Annotated in this window: 9 protein-coding genes, 1 tRNA gene and 1 pseudogene; 7 read left to right on the forward strand and 4 right to left on the reverse strand. The window is 37.7% G+C overall.

All coding sequences use genetic code 11. The annotated features are described in order from the left end of the window. Positions 1 to 225: 225 nt before the first annotated feature. Entirely contained in the window at positions 226 to 1683 is a 1458-nt protein-coding gene (gene dacB / locus AB7E53_RS12760) for a D-alanyl-D-alanine carboxypeptidase/D-alanyl-D-alanine endopeptidase (protein WP_446776059.1), read from the reverse strand. Positions 1684 to 1743: 60 nt separating this feature from the next. Between dacB and AB7E53_RS12765 the strand changes: the two genes are divergently transcribed. The 5 genes and pseudogenes from AB7E53_RS12765 (at position 1744) to AB7E53_RS12785 (ending at position 4958) form a co-directional block, all read left to right on the forward strand. Beyond that, positions 1744 to 2889 (forward strand): AI-2E family transporter, encoded by a 1146-nt coding sequence (locus AB7E53_RS12765; RefSeq protein WP_079684390.1) that lies wholly within the window; start codon positions 1744 to 1746, stop codon positions 2887 to 2889. A gap of 80 nt (positions 2890 to 2969) precedes the next feature. Then, positions 2970 to 3045, forward strand: a tRNA-Lys gene (locus tag AB7E53_RS12770). Between the two features lie 142 nt (positions 3046 to 3187). Beyond that, positions 3188 to 3574, forward strand: coding sequence for an ISAon1 family transposase N-terminal region protein (locus tag AB7E53_RS12775; RefSeq protein ID WP_446776061.1), 387 nt, complete (start codon positions 3188 to 3190; stop codon positions 3572 to 3574). Positions 3575 to 3731: 157 nt separating this feature from the next. Then, a pseudogene (locus tag AB7E53_RS12780) lies at positions 3732 to 4162 on the forward strand (IS256 family transposase); the annotation flags it as partial. Positions 4163 to 4730: 568 nt separating this feature from the next. Continuing rightward, positions 4731 to 4958 carry a hypothetical protein gene (locus tag AB7E53_RS12785; protein ID WP_446776063.1) on the forward strand — a complete coding sequence of 76 codons (228 nt, stop codon included), beginning with the start codon at positions 4731 to 4733 and terminating at the stop codon, positions 4956 to 4958. A gap of 214 nt (positions 4959 to 5172) precedes the next feature. Here the strand turns inward: AB7E53_RS12785 and AB7E53_RS12790 are convergent, their stop codons facing one another. After that, positions 5173 to 5865, reverse strand: coding sequence for a hypothetical protein (locus AB7E53_RS12790; protein ID WP_446776064.1), 693 nt, complete (start codon positions 5863 to 5865; stop codon positions 5173 to 5175). A gap of 1 nt (position 5866) precedes the next feature. Then, entirely contained in the window at positions 5867 to 8761 is a 2895-nt protein-coding gene (locus AB7E53_RS12795; RefSeq protein ID WP_446776066.1) for an HsdM family class I SAM-dependent methyltransferase, read from the reverse strand. Between the two features lie 331 nt (positions 8762 to 9092). Here AB7E53_RS12795 and AB7E53_RS12800 point away from each other — a divergent pair, with 331 nt between their 5' ends. Together AB7E53_RS12800 and AB7E53_RS12805 are read left to right on the forward strand one after the other, a co-directional pair. After that, positions 9093 to 9380: a helix-turn-helix domain-containing protein gene (locus tag AB7E53_RS12800; protein WP_446772952.1), complete on the forward strand. Its 288-nt coding sequence runs from the start codon at positions 9093 to 9095 to the stop codon at positions 9378 to 9380. Beyond that, positions 9377 to 9667 carry a DUF3876 domain-containing protein gene (locus AB7E53_RS12805; protein WP_446772953.1) on the forward strand — a complete coding sequence of 97 codons (291 nt, stop codon included), beginning with the start codon at positions 9377 to 9379 and terminating at the stop codon, positions 9665 to 9667. Before AB7E53_RS12800 ends, AB7E53_RS12805 begins: the two co-directional genes overlap by 4 nt. Before the next feature lie 123 nt (positions 9668 to 9790). On the opposite strand, the gene AB7E53_RS12810 is transcribed toward AB7E53_RS12805, so the two are convergent. Further along, positions 9791 to 10513 carry a hypothetical protein gene (locus AB7E53_RS12810; protein ID WP_446776068.1) on the reverse strand — a complete coding sequence of 241 codons (723 nt, stop codon included), beginning with the start codon at positions 10511 to 10513 and terminating at the stop codon, positions 9791 to 9793. Positions 10514 to 11214: the final 701 nt, after the last annotated feature.

Here is an 11214-nt window from a genome sequence, read left to right on the forward strand (position 1 = left end):
ATTGATAATGACCCGGCCAAGGAATGGGCAGGCGAAGACGAGCAGCTGAATCGTGCCATCGAAGAGGTAAAAGCTCAGTTGAAAGATCGCAAACCATTGCCTCCGGTTCCTGCTCCAAGAGATTTCAGCAAGTAATCGGGATATAGAAACAAAGAAGCCCTTCACCTGCAGACCGTATTTGACAAGCGGTTGTCCGGTGAAGGGCTTCTTCTTTATATAAGGTGTCTATTCAAACAGATTCCGTAGCAACCGATCCAGTTCGTAGGTCATTATTTTACCATCACACGAATAGTTGTTCACGAATAAAGTTACACAATAACGTTTGCCATCTTTGTCCACATAGCCTGCATATCCCTTAACCCGACTCATACTTCCGCTTTTAAGCCGGATATTTCCTTCCAACGAATAGCCTTTCATGAAATTCCGGACACTTCCCTCTATCCCCGTACGTGGCAAAGAGTTGTAAAAGGTCTGCGATGAAGAGGCATCCGTGGCCATATAAAGCAGGATGTCTGCCAGAAAACGGGCCGAAAGCTTATCACTGGATGAGAGTCCGCTTCCATCAAACATCCAAAGCGGGTAGGTGTCGATACCCTTTGCATCCCAGAATTGCTTTACCCGTTTGATTCCCTTTCCGAAAGAGGAGATTACTTCGCCTGCCTCCGGAGTATAGGAGTGTCCGATTGTTTTAAGTAAGGCATCAGCATACAGATTCTGACTCACTTCGTTGGTAATACGTACTATTTCGCTAACGGGTGGAGAGTAGGTGGTAACTAAGTTTACTCTTTTGGCTGAGGTGGACTGTTGGCTTTCATCCAGCAGCCTGAAGCAGGACGGCTGACCGCCAACCTGGATTCCTTTGCCTTTTAAAAAGCGACTGAAGTAGTCGGCCAAAAAGTAGGGAGGATCGGGGATATCTCCCTTCATGGTATATAACGGCCGGTTGGCAGGCACCACACCGTACAGGTAGCGGTCTGCAGCAAAGGGAGCTCCCAATGTATAGGAACTGTCGGTTGCAACGGCTCCGGCAACCAGGTAATTGTGAAAACGCAACCCGCTCATGTCGGGTTCCGAGTGCTTGATAACCGGCTTTGTGCCTACTGCTCCGGTTTGGACAAACACCTTGTACTGATTGTCGAAGACCGAAAGACCGTAACTGCCGGCACCGAAATAACTACCCAAATCTTCTCCCACCCATTTGATGGAGACACCTTCGGTATCAAAACAACGCTCATCGGCAATCACAGATCCTTCAATGGATCGTATTCCTGCCGCTTTGATTCCCTGCAGCCAATCATTCAGAAACTCAGTGTTGTTATCCTTTACAAAACGGGATCCCAACGTGGGATCGCCACTTCCCTCAATGTAAAGATTGCCATGAAGCACTCCATCCTTTATATGTCCGTCGTAAGTCAGCGAAGTGGCAAAGCGATAGTCGTTACCCAGCAATTCGAGCGCGGTAGCCGTTGTTACCGTCTTCATTACAGACGCCGGGATAACCGAAAGGTCGGGCGAAACGGCATATTTTGCCTTATCACTTCCAACCTCCTGGATAACAAGCGAGAAAGAGGCGCCTTTCATGTAGGGCATTTTGAGTAAACGCTTAACAGGCTGAGGCGTTTGAGCCAGGATTGCCAGCGTAAAACAGCATAATATAGCCGGAAATAATATTTTTTTAGTCATCCTTATAAGGTTAATTTCTTTATTCTATCTTTGTAGAAAGCAAAGATAAAAACTTTTGGAATGAATCCGTTGTTTGATAAGCCATTTACATTCGACCGTGTATCCAGGATTGTATTCAGTGTCCTGATGATAGGAGGGTTGATTTATTTGTTGGCAGTGCTGAAAAATGCCCTGTTACCTTTCCTGATTGCCTGGCTGATGGCCTATATGATGCAGCCTTTCGTCCGTTTTTTTCAGTATAAATTGAAATTTAAAAGCCGGGTTCTCTCAATTACAGCCGTTTTAGTATCGTTGGCAGGGTTACTGATTTTACTTTATCAACTGGTGGTCCCTTCCATAATAGATGAAATCCAGGGTACATTCCAATTGCTTCAAACGCACCAGGGTAACCCGGAAAATATTCCGCTGATACCCGAATCCTGGAGAATCTACATCGTCAATCAGATGGATTTGCTGCATTTAAGCGAATTGGTAAGTCGGGAGAACCTGCTGAATACCCTGAAACAAATTGCTCCCAGGATGTGGACGCTTTTGTCCAGTACCTTCTCCTTGCTGTTTAGTGTCACAATCCTGTTTGTGGTAATGCTGTATTTCATCTTTATCCTGTTGGACTATGAGAAGATAGCCGAAGGATGGATTAAGCTGATTCCAGAAAGGTATCGCCCCTTTGCACAAGGTCTGGCCGAAGATGTGGAGGTGAGCATGAACCGGTATTTCCGTGGACAGGCACTGATTGCGTTATGTGTAGGAGTGCTGTTTGCTATTGGTTTTAAAATTATAGATTTCCCGCTGGCTGTTTCATTGGGCCTTTTTATCGGATTTTTGAATCTGATACCTTACCTGCAGACTCTGGGATTAATCCCCATGTTGCTTCTTAGTCTCTTAAAGGCCGCCGAAACTGGCGGTAGTTTCTGGCTTATTTTTGGATCGGCATTGTTGGTTTTGTGTGTTGTTCAGGGAATACAGGATCTGTTTCTCACTCCTAAAATAATGGGAAAGGCTATGGGACTCAATCCTGCCATCATTTTATTATCTCTTTCCATATGGGGAACCCTTTTAGGGTTCGTAGGACTTATTGTTGCACTACCTTTAACAACACTTTCCTTATCTTACTATAAACGTTTTATCTTGATGGAACAGAGTAAGATAGAGTCGGATAAAACCAGAAGACAGCTGAAGCGGGAAAAAATAAGTGGCGATCAATAGCAAAAAAGTTGCTTCAATGCTTGCATATATGAAAATAAACCGTACCTTTGCACCCGCATTACAGAAGTAACGCATAGGATGATTCGCTAGCTCAGCAGGTAGAGCACATCCCTTTTAAGGATGGGGTCCTGGGTTCGAGCCCCAGGCGGATCACCAGGTAAAAAGAGTATTCCGAATGGATACTCTTTTTTTCGTTTAAAGCGTTTCAGCTTAACTTGAATTGGGTTTTTCTGGATCACCGACAAAAGTTGGGTCTAAAATTAAAATGATTTATCTTTGTGTTCCTAAATAAGATTAAATGGACAAGGATATCAACCAATCATTATTAGAGTTAATATTACCCGAAGGGATACTAGAATACTTTACTATAGTAGGCTTTGATAAAGGGAATAGTGGAAAATATGTATATGATAAAACTCTGACCATTTATCTGGAAGAGAAAAACCAGATTCCAACGGAATACAAATATTATAAATATAAGGCTAGTGGTTTCATGGAGCAGCGTCTGATAAATGATTATCCCATACGGAATATGTTAGTAACCTTAAGTGTGAAAAGACGTCGATGGGATGTTGAAATAGAAGGGGAAGTTAAAAAGGTAAGGAGGGATTGGAATGTCATTGCGCAGGGTACTCGCATGAGCGCAGAGTATGCTGCTTTTTTTAAAGAAATTAGTCGATACTAACGCCATCAGTTGTCAAAGCCTTGAAACCTACCTGGGGTTTAACGGACGTAACTTTCAGCGACAATATAAAGAAAAGCTAAGTAATTTTCGCTATTGGAGCCAAGGTGCACATGCTGAAAGATATGTTGTTTATCCTAAGAACCTAGGACCTTACCTGACCATTTATCTATGTGTAGGATTTAATTCTCGAGGCTACAAAGAGATTCTTGGTATGCGGATTGGGAAGACAGAAAACTCTTCTTTTTGGATATCTGTTCAACCGGATCTCAAAGCACGTGGTGTGGAGGATATATTTATAACGGTAATTGACAACCTAAATGGCTTTACCAAAACCATTCGCGCTGTATTTCCGCAATCCACAACTCAAAAATGTGTGGTACATCAAATCAGTAATTCATGTAGATATGTTGTATGGACGGATTTAAAAGATTTTGCGGCTGATATGAAAGAGGTTTACACCTCCGTCAATCGAGACCAAGCAGACATCGCATTGGAAGAATTTGTGCGAAAATGGGGTTCTAAATATCACCATATCGTACAAGCTGGCATCGCAACTGGAACGATCTGACTGCTTTCTTTGATTTTCCCAAAGTGAATATATCACACCAAATGTGCCACTTTTCACAGACTGTAATTAGATTGCAAAAGTAATTATTTATTTTATTTTTTTACGTCTCATTGATTCACCTTTTTAATGGAAAGCTTTCCATTAAAAAGGTACAAGTTATCGGATGGAGAACAGAAAGAATATATTTTAATTAATAAACCGGCTTGGTCTTTGATAGGTATTAATAAAACTGTTGATTCAATATTTCCGAAAAACGCCGAATTTAAATTTGCATATTACATTGTAGCTTTTGCCCGATGAATCAGCACGCCTTTTATAAACTGAAACCGATGTCCGGCTTATACGCATTTTTGTACTAATACTCCGTTGAGACAGATTCAGGTCAAAGTATTGAACCATTTTTCGTAATTCTAGCATTGTAATTTAAATGTTTGCCATGGTATCTTTAATCTCTTTTGGGATAAAGATATCATGAATGGTTAATATGATTACAGCGCTGTGCGGTTATTTTTCCGGCACATTTGTGAGTGATACGGGTGGCACATTTGAAGTGATATTATCAGTGAAAAAGAAAATTTGCAGACAGGCATGTATGCAGATAAGCAGGAAGAACTGACTGAAAGCAAGTTTGCAAATAAACAAGAAAGCGATATTTCACACAGTTCTGAAAATAAGCAAAGTTTCAATCTACCCGATTTGGGTCTATCCTCTGCGTTGGGCTTGTTTACTCCCGAATTTAACAGCGGTGAGGAAGAACAACCTGTACGCAAACCAAATAAAAAGAAGAAGCCAAAACGAGGGTTTCGGCAGGGATAATCCATTTTGTATTTGTGAAACAAGGTATATTCCAAGTCTGAAACAACAATGCCAAGCGCTTCGGGTTTCAGAAGATTTCTTCCTTTTCGCTCACGAAAAGAGTAAATCTCCTAAAAGCAATGCTTTATTCGGACTTTCCATAGGAGGGGTGTTTAACAAATCTAAAAAGGAAAAATATATGCATTGGAGAGAATAAGAATAAGCTATTCGCACTCTAATTCTTGCTATTAAATATTGTTAGGTCAATAAAGTAGTGCCAAATAGAAATAGTATCATTAGATGACTTTCTTCTATGACAAGACGTAAATTTTTCAGCTGATTTAAACAATGAAACTTTAGATAACTGTTCATTTTCTATCCAATCTATTCGGTCATTTGTATTATTTTGAGACAGTTTAATTAACCATCCGTTAACTTTAGAGAACCATTCCTCAATTGTTCGACTTTGCACATAAGCAAACATTCCACACACTTTAAGGTGTCCTGAATGTTCTCCTTTTTTGAAGCGTTCAATTCCTCCACGTTCCCCATAAACATATTCTTGATTATTGGATGATTCAGAGAAGCGCTTAGCTTCAAATTCAATTATTGGAATAGCTTTTGAGTTTCTTGTATTTATATATACGCCAATATCAGTTTCTTTTGTAGAACCAGCTTGTGGTGGGTTTTTACTAAATTCATAAGGCAAATATCCTCCATTTTCGTGATTGCATAGATTAAAATGACGTACTACAAGATTACTAATCCAATTTTCATTATCGGAATCTTTATTTTCGTTATAATACGAAGGGAAACTTGATATGTGATTATCTATGAACAATAATATTTGCTCCACTTCATGGTTGGCTGCGACTGTCAAATCACTTGGTTGAGGTAATTGATATGTAGGCTGACTATCTCTGAGCATTTTAATAACGGGATTTTATATAGTCAGCAAATACTTCATCAGCATCTCGCAAGGCTATAGATGGAAGCCAATAACGCAATTGCTTAGGTTTTATTAGAATAATAGTATCTTTACTATACACCTTCATTATTTTCTGAATGCGTGTACACTGTTGACTCGCACTCCTTTGAGGAATAGCATTTTGTATATATTGACTTAAATCAGGAATAGATTCTTCTAAAGTAGTGAGAACTTCGTTACTATATTCAAAATGTATCGCCAAATAATTTCCAACATCTAAAATTTTATAGGCTTGAAATTTTCTTTCTTCGATTTGATATACGCTATTGAGAGCTTTGCAAAAAACAGATGAGAATGATATTAAATCTATATTAGAAGCAAATATCTCTTCTGTGATTTTCTTGTTTGCTATTTCTTCAATAATAATTTTCTCCGTTTCGGAAAATAGGATATCCTTTTTTTCTTGAGAATATGGAATTCTCATTATGTCATCTTTATTAATTGAAGTAGCTTTTCCAATCATAACTCTTCCGCTTGTCGCTAAGATATAGCCTCTTAGGAGAGTGTTATTTTCTTTTAGATAATTATATAATGCTAATAATTCTGATTTTGACTTTTGAGGGGCATGGATGCCAATTACTCCGAAAGGAAACGATAAATATTTCTCAGAATAGGCAATAGGAATTTTTTGACTGCCGATTATAATTCTTATTAAAATATGTGGTCCCTCATAAATCTTCTTTTTAGTTTTTCTAGGTCTTTCGAAATATTGAATTGGACAATTATGAATTTGTTCATTGTCAATTCCTTCTTCTGTTAATGCTTCAACAGGAATAGTATCTTTATCCGTTATATAATCAGCTGCATTACTTTCGTCACCAATAATATATCCACTACCAACGCACCATCCTTCTTTTTTCTCTTTTATTTTTAAAAACTCTTTTAAAGTAGGTAAGTTTGATAGTCTTTCGATAAAAGATGTAATTCTTCCCCCTCCTAACAAATGAGCTTTCCATATATACGGTTTAAAAATAGCTTCATTTTTACTCATTAAATGGAAGTCATAATGATCGAACTCTAAAAATAACCTATTGGTGTTTGAAAAAGTACGATTGGCAATTAGATGTAAAATAGATTCAGAATCAGGTTTTGACTTTTGCAAAAAAATAGCAGCTGTTGAGACATTCTTTCTTCCCCACAACTTATCTGCCAGTTTGGTAAAGTCAATTACCTGCAACAAGTTGTAAGTAGAAAAAAGATACTCCTTAAATTGTAAATCCTTTTGATACAACAAAGGACCTGATGGTTGAATCAGAGATAAAATTCCATCTTTTTTCAAAAGCTTCATGGATTGTATTAAAAAATGAAGTGCTGGATTTTCATCTGGTATTTCTACCTCACTCTTATAACCATTCTTTTCTTCTAATTCTTTAAAATAATTCTTTCTACTAGGCTCTTTACCATCAACTTCTGGCAGATTAAATGGTGGATTTCCGATTACCAAAGAAAAATCGTTGGGTGGATTTTCCGTTATATATTTAAAAAAGTTTTTTGTGAGAATATTATCATTTAAATCTGGAAATCTTAACTTCCCCCACGTTGGAGGATCTAAATTTACCTCATCTAATATTGCCAGAGCCAAACTAAAAATTGACAAGCGGATTGCGTCTTGCTCAATATCAATCCCATGAATACTCTTCAATAGCAAATCTTTCAATACAGAAAGTGATGGTTTTTCTAACTTTCCTGTTTTTTGCCATTGTTCATATCTCCACCATTGGACAATGCGTTTATAAGCCTTGACTAAGAAAATTCCAGACCCACAACTTACATCAATCAACTTAAAATCTTTTTGAGGAGATTTGAGAGGCATACATTCGTCTACTAAAGTAGAGACAATCATTTCAGGCGTATATACAATATCTTTACTGTCAGTCAGTAATTCTTCATATACAGAGCTAATAACTTCTACAGGTAGATGTGAGAATGAATATAATCGCCAAAAAACATATTGATTATTCTCTATATTCGCATCTAAGTAGTCCGCCAGATATTTAATTTCTGTTTTTTGGATAGAAGTTCTTTCTGCAACTTCTTTCTCTTTATTCCACTCAAATATTTTACCATTAAAATCAGAGGCTAGTTTATCTAATAAATCAAGAAGTTTCCCTTGACGAATAGTGTCACAAAAATTATTACATTGGAAGTGTTTTTGAAAATAAGTACCTGCAAAATATCCACTCCGTGAGTCTTCATCTCGTTCTTCTAAATATTTTATAAGGAGACATTGAACTAATAACTTTAAAGCGACATGTTTGTCTAAGTTAGATTTCTCTCGAAAGCTGGCATATACTTCTTTTAGCCCACGAATTAAATCTCTTGTTGCAGACTGTTCAAATTGAAAATGATTTTTATTTTCTTTTTCTTCCCAAAACAATCCATCATCAAAACCTTGGGCATTGAATCCCTTAATGGCTACTCCTGTTTTTATTATTATCTCTTTTGCATAATTATCTTTTTTATAATCAGGCTTTTCTCTTGCATCATAAAAACTAACTAAAGATTTTTCAATAATGATATAAGCGGGGACTTGATAACCATTCCACATATTTCGGTGTATGCGGTTCTTTTCTTCAAGAGTTATTTGTTTTAGTGTATAGTCAAAGAGATATAGTTGCGGTACAGCAGCTCTACCATCTGGGAAATAACGAAAATATACGGCATCTGCTTCAAATTTGTTTTTAGCAGTTTCTAACGCAAAGAGAATATCTGGAGCAGATACAGCCTCCGGAAGACATTCATAGTATTGAGTCAACAACACTCCACTTGTTCCTTTATCTGAAATAAAGGAAAAGTTAAGTTCTTGAATTTTTTTCTCAAATTGAGTTATTGACATATAATTTCCGATACAAAGTTATATTTTGCTGTAAAGATACTCTTTTTTAGCTTTGCTTTAAAATTGTCTGTCTTAAAATGCAGAAAATCATCTAAATGAATATAAATCAAAGAAATACACATGGTGCACTATGAGGTGCTTGGTTGTCATATGGATAATTTCGCTATTTAGAAACAAGATATCTTTATATTGGAATATGGTCTCTTATGCCACCCGCTTCCACTTCCAGCTACTACATCAACTTTCTGGAAATCAATCCACATTTAGCTTTTCTTTGTCGGTAGATCATTGCAATGAGATCGATTTAAGTAACAACTAAAAAAGTATTGATATGGAAGTAATAGCAATAGAAGGCAAGACTTTCGAGCCCATAAAAGAACGATTCGAAGCGTTTGTCAAACAAATTAAACAGTGGTGCGGAGTAGATCAGCACAGCAGTGAATGGCTCGACAATCAGGATGTCTGTAGCCTCCTGAATGTTTCCAAACGAACCTTACAGTACTATCGGAATACGGGTAAGATTTCATTTTCTCAGATCAACAACAAATGCTACTATAAAGCATCTGATGTAGAGAAACTACTCAATGATTCTCTAGCCTCTAAACAGAATGGAAAATGAAAGAAAAAATATTCAACCTAAAGGTTTTAACGGGCAATTGGGAAAGTGTCAATCCGAATCCAACAGTTATTATCTGTCGGTATGGAGAACATTACATGTTAAGTGTAATCCATATAAATGAAACGAGCCAGCAGGCTAGTCCTGCTACTTATGAAGTTCAGGAAGATGAAAAGGGGTATTTCATAAGCTACAACCTGAAAAGAGCAGCTATCGGTTATGATAGTAAACTGGATGTACTAAATCTTGCTCCTTTGGGAGACTATTTCGTGGGACTTACAAAAAGTTGATTTTATAACTTATTGATATGCTGTTTGATTTCGTCGGGTTCAGAATCCCAGGCAAATCCCCAGGCGGATCACCAGGTAAAAAGAGTATTCCGAAAGGATACTCTTTTTTTCGTTTAAAGCGTTTCAGCTTAACTTGAATTGCTTCATGAATTCCTCTTTGCGTAGTCCGGACTTAATGGCGGGCGAGTATAACATTTTAATCACCATCTTTTCCTGTTCCGAAATATAGAATTGAGCCATGCAACTGTCGGATTCTTCGAAAGACCTGAATATATAGGGCTTTTGCGGGGTATTGGAATTGATATTTGTATAAAAAGGATATTGCTTGGTTGGCTTATTTAAGCCGAGGGCATGTTCAAATTCCTTGAAAATGTGTTTCGCCCCGTTATAGTGGTGCGTATCGTATATTTCGGAATACGTATTACTCCATGAAAGTGTTTCAAAGAGGTTTGAGTTCTCACAGCCACTTGATCTCCTATACTTCCCCGATGTTTGCTTATTCCGGGTTACAACCAAATTTCCGTTCTTCTCCACCCTGTATATTTTAATTGGATGAACCAGAGGCGCTAGAATGGCAATAATAGAGTCCACCTCTTGTATGGATGCATCATTCAGGTATTCTTTGTTCTTTATAACTACCCTGATGTCTTCATCATACTTTCGTATTCTCTCATTTGGAAATGCGAAATCAGCAAACAAATGAAGTTCTTCTTTGGTATATTCCTTTTCTTTTTGGAATGCAGCCGCATCGACGGTAACGAAATCACACTGAAGAAGTCCGACAACTAACAAAATAAATACGGCAACCGGAATCATTGCCAGGAGTGTGGCTTTACTATTGTTCATAGCTTGTATATGATTAAATTTAAGATCTAACTATGCAAACCTAATCATAATTAATTGATTGCAAAAGGATAAAGTGGTTAAATATTCTTAATTAAACGGATACGGAATCTGGATCCAATCGAAACTTGTTAGTTATATTACGCAATTCCCTATAATTAACAAATGTATAGCTTGGATGATTAATAATAATCGGATACAAAATGACTCATAGTCTGTAGGGCTGCTATGTGTTTCCTTTAAATGAATTAATCCTTTTATAACGGAGCTTTATCTTTTTCATAACGAAGAACTATTCGTTTGACAGCTGTTGAACGCAAAGTCAACATATGGATACTTTGCGTTTGACAATTGTTGAATGCAAAGTGTCCATATCGCAAACGAATAGTTTACTACAGTGTCCGGAATAGTTTCTCGTTGTGTTTGGATTAGTTGCCGGTAATGATGGCGTTACTTCATCCTATCCATGCGCTTTACGAGTCGTTGCGGATTGATCTTGTCCCGTCTTTTGGATAGGGGCGAGGTGAAATAAAAAGCTGACAGATGATAGAGTGTGCTGTGAAAACATTGCAGGCGGCAATGTTTGTAACTGTGAAAGAGATGAGGGCAGGCCCCTCGTAACCGTCTTACAGGAGATGGTTGCAAACCAGTGTATGCTGCTTTGTTTAAGAGGCAAGGTGGTGAGCGATACACCAAAAGGCGAT

The organism is Macellibacteroides sp. (assembly GCF_050251695.1).
GTDB classification, from domain to species: Bacteria; Bacteroidota; Bacteroidia; order Bacteroidales; family Tannerellaceae; genus Macellibacteroides; species Macellibacteroides fermentans.